The sequence below is a fragment of the Ensifer sp. 1H6 genome (assembly GCF_001976035.1).
In the GTDB taxonomy this organism is placed as follows: domain Bacteria; phylum Pseudomonadota; class Alphaproteobacteria; order Rhizobiales; family Rhizobiaceae; genus Ensifer; species Ensifer canadensis.
Genome location: NZ_MOAI01000016.1, coordinates 19,106 through 40,539 on the forward strand (window position 1 = coordinate 19,106; position 21,434 = coordinate 40,539).

The 21,434-nt window shown below is 61.6% G+C and carries 21 protein-coding genes; 16 read left to right on the forward strand and 5 right to left on the reverse strand.

Translation table 11 applies throughout. The features are described 5' to 3' along the window. The first annotated feature begins 119 nt into the window (after positions 1 to 119). The 3 genes from BKP54_RS19170 (at position 120) to BKP54_RS19180 (ending at position 3,734) form a co-directional block, all read left to right on the forward strand. Positions 120 to 1,322, forward strand: a complete 1,203-nt coding sequence (locus BKP54_RS19170; protein ID WP_272502213.1) for a polysaccharide biosynthesis/export family protein — start codon at positions 120 to 122, stop codon at positions 1,320 to 1,322. A gap of 112 nt (positions 1,323 to 1,434) precedes the next feature. Beyond that, on the forward strand, positions 1,435 to 2,718 hold the full coding sequence (locus tag BKP54_RS19175; protein ID WP_084814705.1) for an O-antigen ligase: 1,284 nt from the start codon (positions 1,435 to 1,437) through the stop codon (positions 2,716 to 2,718). A 14-nt stretch (positions 2,719 to 2,732) separates the two neighbouring features. Next, positions 2,733 to 3,734 (forward strand): acyltransferase, encoded by a 1,002-nt coding sequence (locus tag BKP54_RS19180; protein WP_084814743.1) that lies wholly within the window; start codon positions 2,733 to 2,735, stop codon positions 3,732 to 3,734. 40 nt (positions 3,735 to 3,774) lie between these two features. On the opposite strand, the gene galE is transcribed toward BKP54_RS19180, so the two are convergent. After that, entirely contained in the window at positions 3,775 to 4,761 is a 987-nt protein-coding gene (gene galE, locus BKP54_RS19185) for a UDP-glucose 4-epimerase GalE (protein ID WP_057206363.1), read from the reverse strand. Between the two features lie 307 nt (positions 4,762 to 5,068). Here galE and BKP54_RS19190 point away from each other — a divergent pair, with 307 nt between their 5' ends. From BKP54_RS19190 to BKP54_RS19220, 7 genes are all read left to right on the forward strand, one after another. Next, complete coding sequence (locus BKP54_RS19190; protein ID WP_084814706.1) at positions 5,069 to 6,709, forward strand: TIGR04028 family ABC transporter substrate-binding protein; 1,641 nt, start codon at positions 5,069 to 5,071, stop codon at positions 6,707 to 6,709. Positions 6,710 to 6,777: 68 nt separating this feature from the next. Further along, on the forward strand, positions 6,778 to 7,722 hold the full coding sequence (locus BKP54_RS19195) for an ABC transporter permease (RefSeq protein WP_084814707.1): 945 nt from the start codon (positions 6,778 to 6,780) through the stop codon (positions 7,720 to 7,722). Next, on the forward strand, positions 7,719 to 8,603 hold the full coding sequence (locus BKP54_RS19200; RefSeq protein WP_057214425.1) for an ABC transporter permease: 885 nt from the start codon (positions 7,719 to 7,721) through the stop codon (positions 8,601 to 8,603). Before BKP54_RS19195 ends, BKP54_RS19200 begins: the two co-directional genes overlap by 4 nt. Then, complete coding sequence (locus tag BKP54_RS19205; protein ID WP_084814708.1) at positions 8,600 to 10,249, forward strand: ABC transporter ATP-binding protein; 1,650 nt, start codon at positions 8,600 to 8,602, stop codon at positions 10,247 to 10,249. Before BKP54_RS19200 ends, BKP54_RS19205 begins: the two co-directional genes overlap by 4 nt. A 29-nt stretch (positions 10,250 to 10,278) precedes the next feature. Next, on the forward strand, positions 10,279 to 11,325 hold the full coding sequence (locus BKP54_RS19210) for a putative FMN-dependent luciferase-like monooxygenase (RefSeq protein ID WP_084814709.1): 1,047 nt from the start codon (positions 10,279 to 10,281) through the stop codon (positions 11,323 to 11,325). 60 nt (positions 11,326 to 11,385) lie between these two features. Further along, positions 11,386 to 12,003, forward strand: coding sequence for a CMD domain protein (locus tag BKP54_RS19215; RefSeq protein ID WP_084814710.1), 618 nt, complete (start codon positions 11,386 to 11,388; stop codon positions 12,001 to 12,003). Positions 12,004 to 12,022: 19 nt separating this feature from the next. Then, positions 12,023 to 12,628, forward strand: coding sequence for an alkylhydroperoxidase domain protein (locus tag BKP54_RS19220; protein WP_057214432.1), 606 nt, complete (start codon positions 12,023 to 12,025; stop codon positions 12,626 to 12,628). Between the two features lie 234 nt (positions 12,629 to 12,862). On the opposite strand, the gene BKP54_RS19225 is transcribed toward BKP54_RS19220, so the two are convergent. Next, positions 12,863 to 13,273: a DUF983 domain-containing protein gene (locus BKP54_RS19225; RefSeq protein WP_025428846.1), complete on the reverse strand. Its 411-nt coding sequence runs from the start codon at positions 13,271 to 13,273 to the stop codon at positions 12,863 to 12,865. A 186-nt stretch (positions 13,274 to 13,459) separates the two neighbouring features. Beyond that, the gene (locus BKP54_RS19230; RefSeq protein ID WP_025428845.1) at positions 13,460 to 14,857 is read right to left on the reverse strand and encodes a PLP-dependent aminotransferase family protein; all 1,398 of its coding nucleotides are present in this window, start codon (positions 14,855 to 14,857) and stop codon (positions 13,460 to 13,462) included. Between the two features lie 481 nt (positions 14,858 to 15,338). Between BKP54_RS19230 and BKP54_RS19235 the strand changes: the two genes are divergently transcribed. Next, a complete protein-coding gene (locus BKP54_RS19235; RefSeq protein WP_025428844.1) occupies positions 15,339 to 16,127 on the forward strand; it encodes a pentapeptide repeat-containing protein in 789 nt (262 codons plus the stop codon). A gap of 13 nt (positions 16,128 to 16,140) precedes the next feature. On the opposite strand, the gene BKP54_RS19240 is transcribed toward BKP54_RS19235, so the two are convergent. Next, on the reverse strand, positions 16,141 to 16,716 hold the full coding sequence (locus BKP54_RS19240; RefSeq protein ID WP_025428843.1) for a nucleoside 2-deoxyribosyltransferase: 576 nt from the start codon (positions 16,714 to 16,716) through the stop codon (positions 16,141 to 16,143). A 112-nt stretch (positions 16,717 to 16,828) separates the two neighbouring features. Here BKP54_RS19240 and BKP54_RS19245 point away from each other — a divergent pair, with 112 nt between their 5' ends. Next, positions 16,829 to 17,362, forward strand: a complete 534-nt coding sequence (locus BKP54_RS19245; protein ID WP_225968510.1) for an acyl-CoA thioesterase — start codon at positions 16,829 to 16,831, stop codon at positions 17,360 to 17,362. 125 nt (positions 17,363 to 17,487) lie between these two features. Here the strand turns inward: BKP54_RS19245 and BKP54_RS19250 are convergent, their stop codons facing one another. Continuing rightward, entirely contained in the window at positions 17,488 to 18,342 is an 855-nt protein-coding gene (locus BKP54_RS19250; RefSeq protein WP_245317859.1) for a LysR family transcriptional regulator, read from the reverse strand. 141 nt (positions 18,343 to 18,483) lie between these two features. Here BKP54_RS19250 and BKP54_RS19255 point away from each other — a divergent pair, with 141 nt between their 5' ends. The 4 genes from BKP54_RS19255 to BKP54_RS19270 all read left to right on the forward strand — a co-directional run bounded on the left by BKP54_RS19255 (position 18,484) and on the right by BKP54_RS19270 (position 21,428). Further along, positions 18,484 to 19,266 carry an ABC transporter substrate-binding protein gene (locus BKP54_RS19255; protein WP_025428840.1) on the forward strand — a complete coding sequence of 261 codons (783 nt, stop codon included), beginning with the start codon at positions 18,484 to 18,486 and terminating at the stop codon, positions 19,264 to 19,266. A gap of 80 nt (positions 19,267 to 19,346) precedes the next feature. Then, entirely contained in the window at positions 19,347 to 19,994 is a 648-nt protein-coding gene (locus tag BKP54_RS19260) for an amino acid ABC transporter permease (RefSeq protein ID WP_025428839.1), read from the forward strand. A 13-nt stretch (positions 19,995 to 20,007) separates the two neighbouring features. After that, a complete protein-coding gene (locus BKP54_RS19265; protein ID WP_057224297.1) occupies positions 20,008 to 20,667 on the forward strand; it encodes an amino acid ABC transporter permease in 660 nt (219 codons plus the stop codon). Next, complete coding sequence (locus BKP54_RS19270) at positions 20,664 to 21,428, forward strand: amino acid ABC transporter ATP-binding protein (protein ID WP_025428837.1); 765 nt, start codon at positions 20,664 to 20,666, stop codon at positions 21,426 to 21,428. Before BKP54_RS19265 ends, BKP54_RS19270 begins: the two co-directional genes overlap by 4 nt. The last annotated feature ends 6 nt before the right edge of the window (positions 21,429 to 21,434 follow it).

Genomic DNA, 21,434 nt, shown 5'->3' on the forward strand with positions numbered 1-21,434 from the left:
GACCTCGTCGTCGGACGCCGGCGCGCGCGACCAGCAACCGGGAAACCGTAATGAAACATCAAATTGCCAAGGGGAGATCGCGTATCTCCCTCCGAAAGCCGTATTCTCTGAAGGTCGCCATGCTGGCGGCCATAACTGTGTTCGGCACCTTGCCTGTCCATGCCGACGAGTACCATCTCGGCGTCATGGACAAGTTGAAGATCCGCGTGGCCGAATGGCAGACCGCAGAAGGTGCTGTGCGCGACTGGTCGGTGGTCAGCGGCGAATACACCGTTGGTGCCTCCGGCATGGTCTCCATCCCCTTCATCGGCGATCTGCCGGCGGCGGGCAAAACGACCAACGAGATGAGCGAGGCGATCGGCCTCAAGATGCAGACGCTGTTCGGCCTGCGTGATCGGCCTTCGGCGTCGGTCGAGCTCGCGCAGTATCGTCCGGTCTATCTTTCCGGAGAAATCCAGAAGCCCGGTGAGTACCCTTACGTGCCGAACCTGACGGTCCTCAAGGCCGTCAGCCTTGGCGGCGGGTTGAGACGTTCGGAAAGCGGACAGCGCTTCGCACGCGACTACATCAACGCACGCGGAGATTCGAGCGTGCAGGTCTCCGAACGCAACCGGTTGCTTATCCGGCGCGCGCGCCTGCAGGCCGAGATCGCCGGCAAGGAAAAGATCGAATTGCCGAAGGACTTGAAGGACGCGCCTGACGTCGCCGGCTTGCTTGAAAGCGAGACTGCATTGATGGTTTCGCGCGACAAAAGGCAGAAACGCCAGCTGGCGTCGCTGGCCGATCTCAAGTCTCTGCTCGAAAGCGAAATCCAGGCACTGGCGAAAAAGTCAGAAACGCAGAACCGTCAATTGGATCTGGTGATCGAGGACCGGGACAAGATCGAGGGGCTTGCCGAAAAGGGGCTGGCGCTGAGCGCGCGCAAGCTCGCGCTGGAACAGCGCGTGGCGGAGCTGCAGTCAGCTGTTCTGGATATCGACACGGCGTCTCTGAAGGCAAAGCAGGATGTCAGCAAGGCCACCCAGGACGATACCAACCTGCGCAACGATTGGGATGCCCAGCTTGCCCAGGACCTGCAGAACACCGAAGCTGAGCTCGATACGCTGTCCATCAAACTTGGCACCAGTCGCGACCTCATGACCGAGGCGCTGCTGCAATCGGCCGAGGCGGCACAGTCCAAGGACGACATGTCGGACGCTGTCATCAGCTATTCGATCGTCCGTGAAAAGGATGGCAAGGCGCAACAGATTGCCGCTGACGAGAACACGCCGGTGCTGCCGGGCGACGTGATCAAGGTCGAAGCCAATCTGGCGATGCGCTAGAGCCTTTCCAAGGAAAAGTGCGAAGCGGTTTTCCGTCAGGAAATGCTTGGAAATAAAGAGATGGAGCGTTTCTGTGACTCTGTTTAACCCGGCTACGCTCTAAGGAATCGTGATGAGGATTTCCAAGGCAAGCCTCGTTTCTCCTGGTGCAAACCAGGCCTACGGTACGTTTGCGCTGGCGATATCGTTCTTCGTCTTTGCCTATTCCTCGCGGTTCGGGCAGGCGTCGATCCTTGTCTACTATGCGCTGTGGCTGCCGTTGGTGCTCGTCGACTATCGAAGCGTGCTCGGCAATTACGGCAGATATATCTGGATCCTTGCCTTTGCCGTCTTTGCCTGCCTTTCCGTCTTCTGGTCGGCAGCGCCCGGGATGACGGCAAGGACGGGAGTTCAGTATCTCTCGCATGTCGTTTGCGCGCTGATTGCCATGCGCACGATCGACATCCGCACGCTCGTGCGCGGCGCACTGGCGGGCGTCGGTATCGTGCTCACCTATTCGCTGCTGTTCGGCGTCTACCACCTCGATCCGCTCGACGGTACGTTCAGCTTTGTCGGCGCCTTTTCCTCGAAGAACCAGCTTGGCTTTTACGCCTCACTCGGGATCTACTTCGCCTTCATCGCCCCAGTCGCGCTCAGGGAACGCGGGCTTTGGCTCGCCGCCGCCGGGGCCGTCGCGCTGATATCAGCCTATTCGCTGTTGGCCTCGCAATCGGCGACGTCGGTTCTGACCGCCGTCGCCATCGTTGGCTGCTGGCTCGGCATGCGCGCCGTGGGCATGCTGTCGCCCGGTCATCGCAAGGGACTGTTCTTAGGTGCTGTTGTCGTCGGCGGGATCACCGCCATCGCTGCGGTTTATGGCGGCGGCGTCGACCTCGTTCTCGGCCTCTTCGGCAAGGATTCCACGCTTACGGGGCGAACCTACCTTTGGCAGCAAGGGATACAAGCCGCTTTATCCTCGCCTGTCGTCGGGGTGGGCTACCAGGCCTATTGGGTCCAGGGCTTCTCCGAACCCGAACGTCTCTGGGAAGAGTTCTTCATCGCCACCCGCTCGGGCTTCCACTTCCACAACACCTTCATCGAGGCGATGGTGGAGACCGGAGCAATCGGGCTCGTGCTCCTCTGCACCGTGCTTCTGGTCACTGTCTTCGGCCATATCAAACGGTTGCTGGCCTACGACCATCACACCGAATCCTCGGTGCTCTTCGGCGTCGCCATGCTGCTTTTCGTGCGAGCATTTGTCGAAATTGACATCATGAATCCCTATCACGTCGGTTCCTTCCTGCTCTACTTCGCAGCCGGCAAGCTGACGATCAGGCAGGGCCGGCGCGTCGTCACCGAGCGGCGCCTGGCAGAGGGCAGGGTGTTGGCGAGCCATCATCCGCAGCTGAGGTTCTGATGGCACCAACGCCGATGAAAACCATCCACGGCATCCAGTATCTGCGCGCGCTTGCGGCGCTGGGGGTCGTGCTCTTTCACGCAGCCGAACGGACAGGCCATCACTTCGCGATCGGCGCGGCCGGGGTCGACGTCTTCTTCGTCATCAGCGGCTTTATCATGTGGGTGATCAGTGACCGGCGCCCGGCCACGCCGCTGGCATTCCTTAGAGAGCGGCTACGCCGGATTGCGCCGATTTATTGGCTCGCGACCCTGGTGATGATCGGCGGTGGCGTTGTCGGCCTCTTCCCGAACCTCGTGCTGACACTCGGGCATATCCTGGCGTCCCTGATGTTCATTCCCGTGCGTTCGCCCAGCAGCGGTGCGATCTGGCCGGTGCTCGTGCAAGGTTGGACACTCAATTTCGAAATGTTCTTCTACGTCGTCTTTGCGGCTTCGTTGATGCTGCCAAGACACCGCCGGCTACCGGTGATGGCAGCGCTGTTTGTGTCGCTTGTATTGCTGGGTCTCGCGATCGATACGCAAAACGCGCTGTTTTTAACCTATACGCGCCCGGTCATCCTGGAATTTGTCGCCGGCATGATTGTCGCCGAATTCTGGCTGCGGGGCAGGGTTGCCGGTCCGGGCCTCGGCATTGTGCTTGTCTTAAGCGCATTCACCGGATTTGCAGCCCTTGCCGTCCTGCGCCTGCCGTTTGACGAAAGAATATTAGGCCCGCTGGCGGTCATGCTTGTCGTTGGCACGCTTGCGCTTGAAGCCGGCGGCTGGTTTCAAAAATGGACATTACCGACGTTGCTCGGCGATGCCTCCTATTCGATCTACCTCTGGCACACCTTCGCCATATCGGTCGTCGTCAAGGCTGCTGCGATGATCGGTCTGAATTCAGTGCTGACGCTGCTCTGCGCTTTGGCCGCCGGCACGCTGGCCGGTATTGCGGCCTATCTCCTGATTGAGCGTCCACTTCTTCGACGTACCCGCTCCAGATTGCCTCTGAACCGGGTACGCGAGGCATCCTAGCCATCTAAGCCAGGGGTGCAATCAGTCGAAGTCGCTGATATCAGGCGCCCTGGTTGCGGCGGGAATGCCAGTTCCAGGCCGTGCGCGTGATTGCCGCCAGGTCGTATTGCGGCTCCCAGCCGAGGACTTCGCGAGCCTTGTCGTTGTTTGCGACAAGCGTGGTCGAATCTCCCTCACGGCGATCGACATAGTCGATGCCGAAGCTGCGGCCCGAGACATCGGTAATGGCGTTCAGCAGTTCCTTCACCGTCGTGCCGGTGCCTGTACCGAGATTGAGTTCGACGCTGTCGCCGCCTTCAAGCAGGTATTCGACGGCGCGAACATGGGCGTCGGCGAGGTCGAGGACGTGGATATAGTCGCGCACGCAGGTGCCGTCGCGGGTGTCGTAGTCCGTGCCGAAGACCTTGAAGCCGTCGCGGCGGCCGAGCGCGGCATCGATTGCCAGCGGGATCGCGTGGGTCTCGGGTTCGTGCCACTCGCCGATCCGCCCTTCCGGGTCGGCACCGGCGGCGTTGAAATAGCGCAGGATGACCGAGCGCAGGCCCTTGTACTGGCCATAGTCCTTCAATGCCTGCTCGCAGACCCACTTCGTGCGGCCATAGGGGTTGATCGGGGCCTGGCGGTGCTGTTCGTCGATCGGCACACTCTCCGGCAGGCCGTAGGTGGCGCAGGTCGACGAGAACACGAAGGCTTCGATGCCGGCGGACAGTGCTGCCGACAGAAGGGTCAAGGTCCCGATGACGTTGTTGTCATAGAACGAGACCGGATCCTTGACGGATTCCCCGACCTCGATCATCGCGGCGAAATGCAAGATCGCCCGCGGTTTGTGGCGCGCAAGCACCTCATCGAGACGCTGGCGGTCGCGGATATCGCCCTTTTCCAGAACACCCCATTTGACGAACTCCTCGTGGCCGTTCGACAGATTGTCGTAGACCACGGGTTCGAACCCCTTGGACGCAAGCTGAAGGCAGGTGTGCGATCCGATATAGCCGGCGCCGCCGACGACAAGAACCTTGTTATTTGTCATGAATATCTCAATCTCGGGCTTGGAAGGAATTGGCAAAGTTTTCAATGAACAATGGCCGAATTGTCAATGGCTCGTGGCGCGTTTCGCGCGATCGCACGCTCTCTTTCCGCACCATGATCCACATGCCGCTTGATCCCAGCAAAAGAAGGCAGGGAGGCGGCCGCGGGTGAAATATCTCCATCGGCTCTGAGGCGGAGATGCTTCTTTCGCTTCGCGCGAAACATATAGCATATTAATTTACTAGATTTAGTTGATAAGCCGGCGCCTAGTCGTACGATAGCCTCCAGACATCCAAAGGAAGGCTCCCATGACGACGAAACTGAAACGGCTCGCGCTGACGCTGGCGACACTCTCCGCCTCCGGCTTTTTCCTGTCCGGCGCTTTTGCACAAGGTGCAGGCGATCCGATCAAGGGCGGGACGCTGATCTATCTCGAGCAGCAGGCCCATACCAATCTCTACCCGCCGGCCGGCGGCTTTTACCCAAATGGCGGCATCCTCAACCAGATCACCGACAAGCTGACCTACCAGAACCCGAAGACGCTCGAGATCGAGCCTTGGATCGCGGAATCGTGGACGCTCAACGCTGATGCGACCGAATACACCTTCAAGATCCGTCCTGGCGTCACCTTCTCCGACGGCACGCCGCTGGATGCCGCTGCCGTCGCAAGGAACTACGACGTCTTCGGGCTCGGCAACAAGGAACTGAAGCAGCCGGTCTCGGAGGTCATCAACAACTACGCGCGCAGCGAGGTCATCGATCCGCTGACCGTCAAATTCTACTTCAAGAAGCCGTCGCCGGGCTTCCTGCAGGGTACATCGGTGATCGGCTCCGGGCTCGTTGCCGCAAGCACGCTGGCGCTTCCGTTTGAACAACTGGGCGATGCCACCAAGATCATCGGCTCCGGTCCGTTTGTCGTCGACAGCGAAACAATCGGCAAGGAACTGAACCTGAAGGCGCGCGAAGAATACGCCTGGGGTCCGGCAAAGCTGGAGCATCAGGGGCGGCCCTATCTCGATGGTATCACATACATCATCACCGGCGAGGACAGCGTGCGCATTGGCGCTCTGCTGGCGGGCCAGGCCGATTTCATCCGGCAGGTCCAGGCCTACGACGAAAAGCAGGTCGAGGCACAGGATTATCAGATCTATGCCCCCTCGACGCGCGGCGTAAACAACAGCGTCGTCTTCCGACCCGACAATCCGCTCGTCGCCGACGTCAGGGTCCGCAAGGCGCTGCTGCACGCGACCGACACCAAGGAAATCGTCACCACGCTGTTTTCCGCCAACTACCCACAGGCGACCTCCATCATCGCCTCCACGGCGCTCGGCTACCGCGACATTTCGGCGAAGCTTTCCTTCGATCCGGAAAAGGCAAAAGCCCTGCTCGATGAGGCCGGCTGGACGGTCGGCGCCAACGGCCTGCGCCAGAAGGACGGCAAGGAACTGGTGCTGACGGCCTATGAATCGCTGCCGCAGCCGCAGAACAAGGAAACCTTGCAGCTGGTCGCCCAGCAATGGGGCAAGCTCGGCGTCAAGCTGACGGTGCTTGCCGGCGACAGCGGCAGCAGGATCGTCGACGATCTCGATCCGCTCAAGACACCGGTTTCACCGGCCATGGTCGGGCGCGCCGATCCCGACGTGATCAAGAGCCAGTACTACCCAAAGAACCGTGACGTCCTTCGCCAAAAGGGTGGCCAGAGCGACAAGGTCCAGAGCTTCGCCGATGACAAGCTGAACGGCCTGCTCGAGGCGCTTGCTTCGGAGCCGGACCGCGAGAAGCGGTTGGCGATTGCCGGCGAGGTTCAGGACTATGTCGTCGACCAGGCCTATGCGGTCCCGATCTTCGAGGAGCCGCAAGCCTTTGCTGGTGCGCCTTACGTCCAGGGCATCGCCTTCGAGGCGGTTGGCCGCCCAAGTTTCTACAGCACGTGGCTTGCCGAACACTGACATCGACCGGTCGGCCACGCCCATTGCCGTGGCGACCCTCGCAATGAGATCAAGCAGAGGAACGGCGAATGTCCGGATATTTGCTCAATCGCCTGGGGCAGGCGTTGTTCGTCCTATGGGCGGCTTTTACCATCTCCTTTGTGTTGCTTCAGGCGATGCCCGGTGATGCCATCCTGATTAAGTTTCAGAACCCGGAACTCGGGCTCAACCCGCAACAGATCGCCGATATCCGGGCGTCCTACGCCGCCGACAGCGCCATCTGGGTGCAGTATCTACAGACGATCGGCAGGTTTCTCACCGGCAACTTCGGCTATTCCGTTCAAGCGGGCGTTCCGGTCAGCACGATGCTTGCGACCCACCTGCCGGCGACGCTGAAACTCGCCTCTCTTGGTTTCGTCCTTGCCGCTGTCTTTGCCGTCGCAATCGCCTTCGTTTCGAGCCTCACGCCCTTCGCCTGGCTCCGCGGTGCACTCCAGTCCGTGCCGTCGCTCTTCATCTCGATCCCGACCTTCTGGCTCGGCATCATGCTGATTCAGATCTTCTCGTTTCGTTTGAAACTCGTACCGGTCATCAACCCCGGCCCTTGGCAGGAACTCATCCTGCCCGTCGTCACGTTGGCAGTGCCGATTTCCGCGCCGCTCGCCCAGGTCTTGGTGCGCAACATCGACGATGTGCTCACACGCCCCTTCGTCGCGGTTGCTCGCGCCAAGGGGGCAACCCGCCACTGGGTCCTGTGGCGCCACGTTGCCAAGAACGCGCTGCTGCCGACGCTCACCATTGCCGGCGTGCTCTTCGGTGAACTCATCGCCGGCGCCGTCGTCACCGAGACTGTCTTCGGCCTTAACGGCATCGGAGGGCTGACGGAAAGGGCGGTCGGCAGCCAGGACGCGGCCGTGCTCCAGGCGATCGTTGTGCTCTCGGCCTTGGCCTTCGTCGTCATCAATCTCATCGTGGATCTGCTCTTTCCTGTGCTCGATCCGCGTCTTCGGACAAAAGCAGGAGCCACCGCATGACCACGTTCGATACAATCCACGATGACGCCATCGCGTCAGGGCACGGACACCGGGTGGGCGGGCGCTTCTCGCTCCCCCATTTCATCCGCCGGTTGCCAGTGGGCCTGGCTTTGTCCTGGCTGGTTCTCGCCATCGCCTTCCTCTGGGCAGTCGCTCCGTGGCTTTTCACCATCTACAATCCGCTCGAAGGGGTTGGTGGGGAACAGCTTCGGCGGCCGGACGCCAGCCATCTGCTCGGTACCGACGCGCTTGGGCGCGATCTCTACGGCCGTATCGTCTACGGAGCGGTTCATTCGCTGACCGGTGCCTTTGTCGCTGTGGCACTTGGTCTTGTCATCGGTACGGGCCTTGGCGTGGTCGCCGGCTCGGTCGATCGGCGGCTTGACGATGTGATCATGCGGCTTGTCGACGTTTTGCTGTCTATCCCGCCACTGCTGTTGTCTCTCAGCATCATCATCCTGCTCGGCTTCGGCACGGTGAACGCGGCGATCGCCGTTGGCGTCACCTCTGTTGCCGGTTTTGCCCGCTTGGCGCGTTCGGAAGTTGTTCGTGTCCGGCGCAGCGATTATGTTGAGGCGGCGTTCGGCAGTGGGGGCACCTTCACCTCCGTCCTCTGGCGGCATGTGTTGCCGAATTCGTTGACGTCGGTTCTCGCGATCGCCGCACTGCATTTTGGATCGGCGGTGCTGCAGATCTCGACGCTCGGGTTCCTGGGCTACGGCGCACCGCCGCCGATGCCCGAATGGGGCTTGCTGATTGCTGAGGGCCGAAACTACATCTCGACCGCCTGGTGGCTGACGACCGCGCCCGGCATCGTCGTCGTTCTGGTCGTTCTGGCCGCCAATCGTGTCAGCCAATCCTTCGGCAAGGTAGCCGCATGAACACCTCAATCGCTGCATACCCACCGGTGCTAGAGGTCGAGAACCTGTCGATCTCCTACCATGACGGCGTCGCCCATCGCCGTGTCGTGCACGATGTTTCGTTCCGGATCGAGCCCGGCGAGGTGGTCGCGCTGGTCGGGGAGTCCGGCTCCGGCAAGACGACGACGGCGCAATCGATCATCGGCCTGCTCCATGCCAATGGCCGCATCGACGGCGGCAGCATCAAGCTCAACGGCACCGACATTTCCCGCTGGTCAGATCGACAGCTTGATGCCGTGCGGGGGGCTAAAATCAGCCTGGTACCACAGGATCCGGCAAGTTCGCTCAATCCGGTCAAGACGATCGGAGCGCAGGTTGGCGAGATTCTTCGCATCCATGGCGCCGCAAGCGGTCGCGAGCTGGAAGCGCAGGTGATTTCGCTTCTGGAGCGCGTCGGGCTGAGCGAGCCTGCCCTCAGGGCGAAGCAGTATCCGCACGAGCTTTCGGGCGGCATGCGTCAGCGCGTGCTGATCGCGATAGCGGTCGCGCTGAAGCCGCAACTCATCATCGCTGATGAACCGACAAGTGCGCTCGACGTGACGGTGCAGAAACGCATCCTCGACCTGATCGACGAATTGCGCGCCGAATACGGCACATCGGTTCTGCTTGTGACCCATGACCTCGGGGTTGCCGCCGACCGAGCCGACCGGCTTGTCGTACTGCAGGGCGGCCGGGTCCAGGAAGTCGGCGCGACCAAAGGCGTGCTTGCCGCACCGCGAAGCGCCTACACACGGCAACTGATTGCCGACGCGCCGTCGTTCTCGGCCGTTGCGCGCAGGGCCCCAGCGACCGCGCGCGAAAAGCCCGCATCATTAGACGATGATGTCGTTATCGTCGAAGGCCTTGTGCAGGACTTCGTTCGCCCCGATGGCGATGGCAAATCCTTTCGCGCCGTCGACGGTCTCAATTTTCGGGTCCGTCGCGGCACGACCCATGCCATCGTCGGCGAATCCGGCTCCGGCAAGACCACCACCATCCGCGCGATTGTCGGCTTTCAGAAACCGACTGCGGGCCGTATCGAGATCGATGGTACTGATCTTTCGTCGCTTCGTGGCGAAACGCTGCGCCAGTTCAGGCGCAAGATCCAGTTGGTCTACCAGAACCCTTATGGCTCGCTTGATCCGCGCCAGACGGTGTTCGACATCGTTACCGAGCCACTTCTGAATTTCGCCAAGCTCTCGCGACCGGCGCGTGAGGAAAAAGTCCGGGCAATCCTCAGTCGGGTCGGCCTGCCGGAAGCGGCGCTTGGCCGCCGCCCTCACGCGCTTTCGGGCGGTCAGCGACAACGGGTGGCAATCGCCCGCGCACTCGTTCTCGACCCCGACGTTGTCGTGCTCGACGAGGCGGTCTCGGCTCTCGACGTGACGGTGCAGGCCCGCATCCTCGATCTTCTCGACGAACTCCAGCGCGATCTCGGTCTGACCTACCTGATCGTGTCTCATGACCTCGCAGTCGTTCGGCAGATCTCCGACACGGTGTCCGTGCTGAAGGACGGTCGTTTGGTCGACGGAGGACCCGTCGAGGACGTCTTCGAAAGGCCGGGCAGCGACTATACCCGCGAACTCATCAGCGCCATCCCCGGACAAAAACGAGCAGCCCTCGTCTGACGGCGCAGGAATGAATGACAGGACATAAAATGACGAATACGACGCCACGCAAGCGACTGGGGTTCTTTACGCGTCTCCTCGACGACGTGCCCGCCGGTACGCGCTATCATTATGCGGCCGAGCAGATCGCGACCGCCGAACGTTTCGGCTTCGATACCGCCTGGGTCGCCCAGCATCACTTCCATGCTGACGAAGGCGGTTTGCCGGCGCCACTCGTCTTCCTGGCACATGTCGCCGCGCAGACGTCGCGGATCAGGCTCGGGACTGGCGTCATCACGCTGCCGCTTGAAAATCCGATACGGGTTGCCGAGGATGCGGCTGTGCTCGACCTCCTGTCGTGCGGGCGGGTCGAAATCGGCTTCGGCACCGGTGGTACGCCGTCATCGTTTACAGCCTTCGGCCTCGAGAGTGCCGAGCGCGGAGACATCTTCGCCCGGCATCTGCGCGTCGTTCTCGATGCCTGGGCCGGACGCAGCCTTTCAGGCGGCGACCAGCTTTATCCGACGGCGCCGCAATTGCTCGACCGGATCTGGCAGGCCACGTTCTCCGTCGCCGGCGGGGAGAGGGCAGGGCGGGCCGGCGACGGCCTCATGCTGTCGCGCACCCAGCCCCGGACCGCCGAACGACCGGATGCGTCGCTCGCCGAATTACAGAACCCGATCATCGACGCCTATCTCGCGGGATTGCCGGCAGGCAGCGCACCCCGAATTTTGGGTTCACGTAGCCTGTTCGTGGCAGACAGCCGCGCGGAGGCGTTGCGCCTGGCCGAATTCGGCTTGCGTCGCGGTGCGGAGCGGTTGATTGCGGCCGGCCACAAGCCGACGGGCAACTCGCTCGCCGAACTGATCGCCGCTTTCGACGTCCATGTCGGGACGCCCGACGACGTGATTGAAAGCCTCCGTGCGGATACGACGCTCGATCGGGTTACCGACCTCGTCTTCCAGGTTCACTCCATCGATCCGCCGCACCCGCTGATCCTGCGCTCGATCGAGCTGATTGCAACCAAGGTCGCAGCGGCGCTCGGATGGGCACCGGAGGAGAAATTCGCCCCCCGACGCCTCGGAGCCGTCGGCTGACAACGCCGATCACCGCAGCGGCACCCGGCGCGCCGCTAAACTGAAGGAAGGAGACTTACCGTGACCACATCGACACCCGATATTATCGACCTGCTGGCCGGCATCAAGCCGGGCTCATCGCTTGATCGCATCCGCACCCAGCGGCCGGAAACACGCGAGCAGGCGCAGAAGAGCTATCTCGCGCTCTTCGAACCCGAAAATTTCGGCGACGTCTCTCATGCCGAACGGCAGGCAATTGCCAGCTTCGTCGCGGGATTGCATCGGCATCCGGATATTTTTGAGTTCTACGTCAGCCCACTGGAGGAAGGCGAAGCGAACCGCTGGGTGGTCGAGGTGTTGAAGGCCGAGATCGGCGCGGCGCAGGCCGTCGGCCCCTATGGGCGATATCCGGCCGGCGCTTTGAGCGTCGAGGACGCACCCGGGCCGATCTACCAGGTCTCTGATGCCGGGCGTGAAGCGCTCGGAGCAAAGCTTGCGGCAGCCTTGGAACATGCGCATCTGCTTGTCTTCCATCTCCGTGACGCGAGCCCCAGGGCGCTTCAGGCGCTGATCGATGCCGGCTGGACGGCGAACGGCATCGTGACGCTGTCGCAGCTTGTCGCATTCGTTGCGTTCCAGATCCGGGTAATCGCCGGCCTTGGCCTGCTTGCGGCCTCCGCTAGGCGCGCTGCCGCCTGAGCCTTAGAAGGAGTTTGTCATGACTGACCACATCATCACGCCCACGATCGAAAATCGCCCAGTCGCGTTCACGCAGGCCGAGATCGGCTGGACGCCGTGGCTTGAGCCGCTTGCGGAGGACGACCTGACGGAGGCGCACCTTGCCGGTCTCGTCGAGGCATCGCGCGCAAAGTCGCCCTACTTCCGCTTGCTCGTTCGCGATCCCCAGGTTCTGGAGGCCCGGACGAAGACGGACAAGGACATCTTCTACAACACCCGCACGGGCCTGCCGCGTGCCGAGCGCGAGCTTGCAGCGACTGCGGCATCGCGGTCAAATGGATGTATCTTCTGCGCCTCCGTGCATTCGCGTTTCGCATCTCACCATTCCAAGCGGGGCGACGACGTTCAGAAGCTGCTCGATGAAGGTGTGGATGCAGATCTCGGCGAACGCTGGAATGCAATCGTTGCAGCCTCGGTGGCGCTGACGGCGACGCCACCCACATTCGGCGACGATCATATCGAACGCCTGTCTGCCGCCGGCCTCGATGAACTCGAGATTGCCGACGTGATCCACGGCGCCGCCTTCTTCAACTGGGCGAACCGCCTGATGCTCTCGCTCGGCGAGCCGACACCGGCGGTACAATGATCTGAGATTGAGGGGCGCGGCCAAGCATGCTGCGGGGTCCCGGCAAATGCCCGCATCACCGCGGTTGAACCGTGCCGATGGCTCGCACGGTCCGGCCATGCCGCATCGATCAGCGTCCAAGAAGGCCAACCGAACAAGGCGCGAGCATTGCTCGCGCCTTGTTGATATTCGTTATCGGTACCGAACCATGACGGATGGCCATCTGACGTTCAGTGCCAGCCAGGCAACGAAAGCCTATTGGGTCGGGGCGAGCGGTGGCTCGACCTGTCTGCGCACGAGCTTTCCTTCCTCAGCCTTGTAGAAAAACTGGCTTGAGACCAGCCATCCCTTGAGTGGTCGAAGTGGTGGAATGCACGTCAGCAACATGAATGGGCCGGTGACCAGAAGGTGTATCCACAGCGGGGCGCTGAATTGCACCTCCAGCCATACGCCGAGCAGCACGCTTGGCACGCAACCGAAGCAGATGACGAAGAAGGCGGGGCCGTCAGCGGGATCGGCGAAGGAGTAGTCGAGATCGCAGACCTCACACTTCTTGCGCATCTTGAGGAAGCCTTCGAACAGATGCCCCTGGCCGCAACGCGGACAACGACCGCGCAAGCCAGTTTGCATCGGAGGTATGGGAGGCCAGTCGTGATCCGAAGACATATGCGTTCCTTTCAGGCGTCTGCGGCGCAGCCATTCCGGCGCGCCAGCTGATATGCCTGGGTGCGGTCGACGAATGCTCCGTGCCGCCTCAGGCCTGCAGGGATTAAGACGCCTAAAAGCACGCATTGTCAATTTATTGTATGCATACATTGCTGCGACAATTTCGCCGGCCGCAAACGAAAGACCTCAAACGACGAGACTCGATGCAGCCGGAGATTGCTGAAGCAGATCTGCAATCGTCATCAGGCTGCGCTGCAACTCCTCGTGCGTCCGTGCCGCGCCAAGGCCGAGGCGCACGGCTTCAGGTGCTAGGTCGAGCGCGAAGGCATCGCTGGCCACGACGCTGATGCCTGATGCCCGCAGCCGACCGGAAAAATCGCCTCGCGTCCAGGGTAGTGGCAGGTGTAGCCATACGTGGAAGCCTTCCTGGTCCGTCTGGACAACGTCCCTTGGCAACAAGCGGCTGACCATGGTCTGTCGGATCGTCACTTCCTGGCGGATGGCGCCGAGGACCTCCCTTGCCGTCCCGTCCTCAATCCAGCGTGTTGCGATCGCGGCGTTGAAGGGGGGAGCCATGCCACTCGTCGCGCGTATCGCGCCCTCGATGCGCACGCAGCTTTGGCGATCCGGAACGACGAGATAGGCAATCCGCAGCGCTGGCGACAGGCACTTGGCGAGACCGGCAATGTGATAGACGAGGTCAGGCGCAAGTGCTGCCAATGGCAGCGGCGCGGCGATTGGTAGCGCTCCATAGGCGTCGTCCTCGATGATTGCTACGCCGTGGGTTCGGGCAATGGCAACGATCGCCTTGCGGCGCTCAAGCGGCAGTGTTGCTGTGGTCGGGTTGTGGAGCGTGGGGTTACAGTAGAGCGCTCTTAATTTCGTGCTTTTGCAAATCGCTTCAAGCTGTTCTGGTACAATGCCATTTTTGTCGATAGGAACGCCGACGATATCGATGCCGAGATGGGCGGCGAGCGCCCGTAGGCCGGGATAGGCAATGGTTTCCGCGGCGATCACATCGCCGGGCTTTGCAAGGCTGCTGATCGCGGCCAGCAGGGCGCTTTGTGCTCCTGCGCAGATCAGTACGCGCTCGGCTGGGATTTCTCCCAGGCGCGGCTGTAGCCAGTTGGCCCCGACAGCGCGATTGTGAAGCGTGCCGCCGGGCGCCTGATACCGCATCAACAGATCGAGCCCATGTTCGCCCTGCAGGCTGGCGATGTCGCTCCACAGGCGCATTGTCAGGGCCGCGTCGTCGAAAAGTGGCGGCAGGTTCATGCTCATGTCGACAAGGCCATCGGCTGCCGGCTGCAATCCCTTCATTCTTTTCGCCTTGACATAGGTGCCCTGGCCGACGCGCCCTTCCACCAATCCGCGGTGTCGCGCCTCGTTGTAGGCGCGACTCACCGTGGTGAAGTCGATGCCCAATGCGCTGGCGAGCGCGCGCTGGGGCGGCAGCCGCGCGCCTTCGGACAGGCGACCTTCGGCGATATCAGCTGCGATGGCGTCGGCAATAGCGATGTAAAGCGGTCCGTTCGCTTTCCGGATGGCCGGCAGCCAGGTCGTCTCCGATGCATCCGTCGTCATGGCACTACCTCAAGATCACATTGTATGGATATTGCATGTTTTACCATGCTGGCGCAAGCCGCCGTATTTCGGGGACGGGCTAGCGTGCACGGGGCCACCGAATCGCTGCGTCGAGCGGCACAAACGGTTGCTCCATTTCCGTTACTGCGGAAACCTAGGAAGCTTTTCGACGTTCAACCTACCCGGCGCTCGACAGTTGAGCGTTCGATGCAGGCATTTGGTTGCATTTGTCCTGACTGCTCGCCGGGCGACCGGACCCCATCGCCGCTTGGGTTGCTGCCGAGGCTGGTAGGTTTCAGTCTTTTTCCCCCTCAAGGCAAATCTTGTTTGCCATATCGCGTGGCTGTCATTTGCGCGAAGGGCAACAATGTCATACGCTTAAGCCGTGACGCGCGCTTTGTATGGTTGTTTTCGCCGACGAAGCCAGCAAACGAGAAATGCAACAGAACCGGTCCATCCCAAGGGGCCGTGGAGCAGCGCCATGCATATCCCAAAGCCGAAGCCCATTCGTTCGTTTGTCGCAACCGGGGAGGGTGGGTTTAGCGACACAATCGGGATCAAACGCGCCATTCGCGCCTGTGGCAAACGGTCGGCTATCGGCCTCTCTGCATTTCTTGTGACGCTGGCGCTCTCGAACCTTGCCTATGCGGCGAACTGCAAGGATCCATCGGCGCCGGGCGCTGACTGGAGCGATTGCAACAAGAAGCTGCTGATGCTTGGCGGGATCGATCTCGAGGGTGGGAAACTGGTCAACACTGATTTCACCCTGACGGATCTGAGGGGCGCGAATCTCACGGCCGCAAACCTGGAGAAGGCGACGCTGGTGCGTTCGTCATTGGCCGGCGCCAGGGCCGATAAGGCGAATTTCGCCAAGGTTGAAGCCTACCGAACCAGTTTTGCCGGCATCTCGGCGGAAGGCGCTTCATTCAACAGTTCCGAACTGCAGCGAACGAATTTCACCGGAGCCAAGTTGACGGGCGCGGACTTCGAGAAGGCCGAGCTCGGGCGCGCCAACTTCGAAAAGGCGGTGATCACGGGCACGCGTTTCCCGATGGCCAATCTGTCGCGCGCCACATTCAGCGGCTCCAGCTTCGAGGGCCCGATCGACTTCACCGATGCCTTCATGTTCCTGACGCGCATCGAAGGGGTGGATCTGTCGGCCGCAACCGGGCTTGAGCAGGAGCAGGTCGACCTGACATGCGGCGACAGCGCCACCAAATTGCCGGCCGGGCTATCTACTCCGGCCAATTGGCCGTGCCCGGTCGACTGAACGGGGGTCGATCTCAACGGAGATGTTGCTTGGCGGCAATCGCCAGGCATTGCTTGAATGCCTCGAGATCGGTCAGCCGGTCGGCTTCGGCCACTTCGCGCTTTACGAAGGTTCCTCCGCGCGCCAGGATGCCGCCATCGAGCATCAGATTGTCGGCCATATCGAAATCCTCGATGCTCAACCCGTCCTGTCCAGCCACGCGGCCGTCCGGGCGCAATGCGGCCGTGCCGCCGTAATGGCCGTGAAGGATGCGGTCGTAATAGCTGCGCGAGGTGTTGGTGTAGGCATAGACATGGCGGCCACGGCCGCACATGAAGCCAAGCTCGAAAACTGTGCCGACATCGGCGCTGATGCCGCGAAACGGCGTCAGATTGGCGATGATCATGTCACTGGCCAGCATCATGCCTTCATCCACGCCATAGATCGCAACGCCGCGTGCATGCTTGGTTTCGGCCGGCGGAATTTCCAGGTCGCCCGGCACGAGCGGCGTGAAGCCGGCCGCACGGGCAAGTTCGGCCTTCTGTGCCTGGATCTCCACGGCATTGCTCAGGAACACTTCAGGCCCGGCCAGATATACTTTCACGATCATGCTCCTTGCAGATTTCCCAGTCCGTCAAAGGAGGTCAGCCTAGGGAGGTCGCGGGCGGGCGCCTAGTAGGCGTGGTTGCACGGCCGGCGCTTACCCACCGATATTTCGGTACTTGTCCGCGCTGATTGCAGGAGCGGTCGATGATGGCACGGCATGGACAGGCGGCTTCGTCATCCGCTATCTCTCAGCCGTTCTGTCCAGGCATATCCATCAGCGGGGTCCATCGATGCCAAGCCAGCCTTTGACCACCTATGTCGGCGTTGCACATCCGTGGATGTGCGACACGATGGGGCACATGAACGTTCGCCACTATGCGGCGATGTTCGATGATGCCAGCTTCCAGCTGCTTGGTCATATTGCCGGGATCGAGGTTGAAGGCGAGCCGGGCAGGGGCTGGGCCGACGTGCGGTCGGAAGTGGAATACAAACACGAGACGAAGGCCGGCACCCTACTCACCATTCGCTCGCGGGTGGTCAAGCTGGGCCGTTCCTCCGTGACCTTCGAGCAGATCATGTCAGGCACGCTTGATGATGTTGTTCACGCCGTCAACCGAACGGTGACCGTTCGCTTCGATCTTTCGGCGCGCACGGCAATGGCGCTGGAGCCGGCGGCCCGCGCCCGCGCGGAGGCATTGCTTCAAGCGTGATCTGCCGCCCGCGGTCCGTCGTCAGTCCGTATAGATCCGCTCTTCGACAGGGGTTTCGGCGATCAACACCTGCAGCCCGGCAAGCAATGCCTTTTCTGCACGGTTCAAGGCCTTGTCGGGGTTCGTCAGCAGGAAGATGTCGATCGCCGGCGGTGCTTCATAGGGTGGCAGCCGCCACAACACACCATGGCCACGTCGCGGCGTGCCACATGCAGCGGCAAGGGACCGACGCCGAGGCCGGCGACAATCATCCGGCGAACTTCTTCAAGGCTTGACGAAACGCCAACCACGTTGGCATTGAGCTTGGCCTCGCTACGCAGCAGCGCAACGGGCCGCAATGCATCGGCGATATGGTCGGTGTGGAACGACACCGAAGTCTCACCCTTGAGGTCAGCAAGTTTCAATCCTTCCCTGCCGAACAGCCGATGGTGTGGGCCGCAGAAGAAGCCGAAGAACTCGCGAAAGACCAAGAGGTAGTCGAGTGCCGGGTCGCGGACGCTGACGAGGCAGAGGCCGAAGGATGCGCGTTTCTCCCGCACCTGGCGGGTGACTTCGCCGCTTGCAGCAACCGAGATGTTCAGCGTCGCGCGCGGATAGTTGCGATGAAACTCCATCAGCGCCCGATCAAAGATCGGCGATACCACATGGCTGGCGACGGCGATCGTCACATGCCCGGTCACGTCGTCGCTGACCCCGCGCACCAGTTGCGGCAGCTGGGATATGGTTCCGAAGACCTCAACCGCCTGCTCGTAGAGAAGTTGGCCGACCTCCGTCAGGTCGAAACGCGTCGCGTCCCGCTCGACGAGCCGACGCCCGACCCGGTCCTCCAACCGCTTCAACGCGTTGCTGACGCTTGGCTGTTTCAGGTTCAGCCGTTCCGCGGCGCGTGTGATGCTTTTGACCTCGGCGATCACCACGAAAGTGCGCAGAAGGTTCCAGTCGAGCTCCCAGACGAGCCGTTCGGATCGAGGTGTGACCATTCCTGAAATCTATGCCCTCTATTCCCATTATCTATTTGCGCAATGCTGATGCAAAGGCAATCATGAAATTCGGAAGGCGCCTCGATGCCCGTCCCAAGCGCACGAGAAGGCGCATTCATCCAGAGGAGCAAGGAACATTTCATGAAGACCATTTTCTCCGGCCTTTTGGCCGCTACGCTCACCATTGCCGCAACCTTCTCCGCCGTTTCGGTGCGCGCTGACGACCTCGAAGCGGTGAAGTCTGCGGGTGAATTGAAGATCGCGATGAGCGGGCAGTATCCGCCCTTCAACTTCGTCAATGAACAGAACCAGGTTGTCGGCTTCGATGCCTCGATCGGCCAGGCGATTGCAGAGCGCGTCGGCGTCAAGGGTACCCTGGTGACGACCGCCTGGGACGGCATCATCGCAGGCCTGCTCGCCAACAAATACGATACCGTCGTCGGATCCATGACGATCACGCCCGAGCGTGAGAAGGTCGTCGATTTCGTCGGCCCGTATTATCACGCCGGCCGCGCGGTGTTCGTCGCCGAAGCCTCCGCCGTTCAGAAGCTCGACGAACTCAAGGGCAAGACGCTCGGCGTCACGCTCGGGGAAACCCATGAGAAATGGGCCCGCGAACAGGGCGGCTGGGACGTGCGCACCTACAAGGGTCTGCCCGAGCTGATGATGGAACTGAAGAGCGGCCGCGTCGATGCGATCGTCGTCGACAACATTCCGGTCATGGTTGCCGTCAAGGAAACCGGTGAGAAGGTTCGCCGTCTGGAAACGCCTGACATCGAAGGCGGCAGCGTCGCCATCGGTATCGCCATCCGCAAGAACAATCCGGAGCTGAAGGCTGCAATGCAGAAGGCGCTCGAGGATATGCTGGCGGACGGCTCCTACGAGAAGATTTCGATGGAATGGGTGGGCAGCGACATCCGCTGATCGCTTGCTTCTACCCGTCTCCGGCCGCCCATTGACGGCAGCGGCCGGAGATTGTCGCGTTCTCCCCCCGGAGTTTTCCAATGGACTTTTCGCTGGTGCAGCGCGTCTTCCCGTTCTTCGTGGAAGCGGCGTGGATCACGATCGAGATATCGGCGCTTTCGCTGGCGCTCGGGCTCGGCGTCGCCTTTCTCGTGGCGGCGGCAAAGATGTCGCGCTCTTGGCCTTTGCGCGTCTTTGGTTCTGCCTATGTCAGTCTGTTTCGCGGCACGCCCTGCCTGATCCAGCTTTTCGTCCTCTATTTCGGCGGCCCGCAGATCGGCATCAATCTCGAGCCGTTCGCCGCCGGCGTGATCGGGCTTGGGCTCAATATCGGCGCCTATATGGCCGAAGCCATTCGTGGTGCGATCCAGTCGGTCGACCGCGGCCAGACCGAAGCTGCCCGCTCGATCGGCTTCAGCCGGTTCCAGACGATGCGCAAGGTGGTGCTGCCGCAGGCCGCACGGTTGATGATCCGCCCGCTCGGCGTCAACGCCGTGGCTCTGGTGAAGGGATCGGCGCTGGTATCGACGATATCCGTGGTCGAACTCACCTACACGGCCCAGCGCTATATCGGCTCGACCTACAAGCCGTTCGAGATCTTCGGCGTTGCCGCCGTGCTCTACATGCTCATCGTCTATGTCGTCGCGCGGATCGTCGATCTGCTTGACCGACGCTACGCCATAGCCTGAAGGGGAGGCGCGCATGCAAGGTCTCGATTTCAGCGTTGTCCCGCCCTATGCCGATATCCTCTGGATGGGGGTCTGGTGGACTGTCGTCCTTACTGTCTCCGCAGCGGCCATCAGCTTCATCTTCGGCGTCGTTTTTGCCCTGGTTGTTCTCTATGCGCCGAAGGCGGTGGCCTTGCCGGTGCGCGCCTTCATGTGGCTCTTCATGGGCACACCGCTGCTGTTACAACTGTTCCTGATCTACTACGGGCTGGGGCAACTGGGGTTCAAGATCCCGGCACTTGTCGCCGGCATCATCGGTCTCGGCCTGCACTTTGCCGTCTATAACGCCGACATTCTGCGCGCCGGGATCGTGGCAGTGGATGTCGGGCAGACAGAAGGCGCGCGCAGCCTCGGTTTCGGCCGTTTTCAGACGCTGCGCTACTTCGTCGTGCCGCAGGCCGTGCGCAACACCATTCCGGCCATGGGCAACAACCTGATCGTGCTGTTGAAGGAGTCCTCGCTGGTGTCGATCATCGGCATTGCCGAGCTGGTTCATGCTGCGCAGCTGGCGATCAGCGAAACCTTCCGGCCGTTCGAATTCTACATCACGGTCGCTGCACTCTATTACATCCTAAACCTCGTGCTCGAAGCGGGTCTGCGCCGGGTCGAACAGAACGTGGAGGTATCACGATGACCGCCCAGCGACCCATGGTCGAAGTCAAGAGTGCTCGCAAGGCCTATGGCGAGCTTCAAGTCCTGAAGGGCATCGATTTGTCGGTTGCCCGGGGGCAGATCATTGCGATCATCGGCCCGAGCGGCTCCGGCAAGAGCACGCTGCTGCGCTCGATCAATCATCTCGAAACGCTGAACGGCGGCGAGGTGTGGCTCGACGGCGTCCAGGTCAACCAGTGCCTGCGCGGCCAGGCCTTCGAGCGCCACATCAACGCGGTGCGCCAGCAGATGGGCATGGTGTTCCAGCACTTCAATCTCTTCCCGCACCTGACGGTGATTGAAAACGTCACGATGGGACCGATTATCCTGAAGGGCATGGCGAAGGCGGCTGCACGCGAGCTGGCGGTCGGGCTTCTGTCGAAGGTCGGGCTGGCGGAGAAGGTCGACGCCTATCCCTCGCGACTGTCAGGTGGCCAGAAGCAACGTGTCGCCATCGCCCGGGCGCTCGCGATGCAGCCGAAGGTCATGCTTTTCGACGAGGCGACCTCGGCGCTCGACCCCGAACTCGTCGACGAGGTCAATGCGGTGATGAAGCAGCTCGCCGCCGAGCACATGACGATGCTGATCGTCACGCATGAGATGCGCTTTGCCGGCGAGGTCGCCGACCGCGTGCTGTTCATGGATGGCGGTGTCGTCGTCGAGCAGGGTGCGCCAGCCGAGATTTTCCGCGAACCGAAACAGGAGCGCACGCGGGCTTTCCTCAAGAAATATCTGGCGGCGTGATGGATG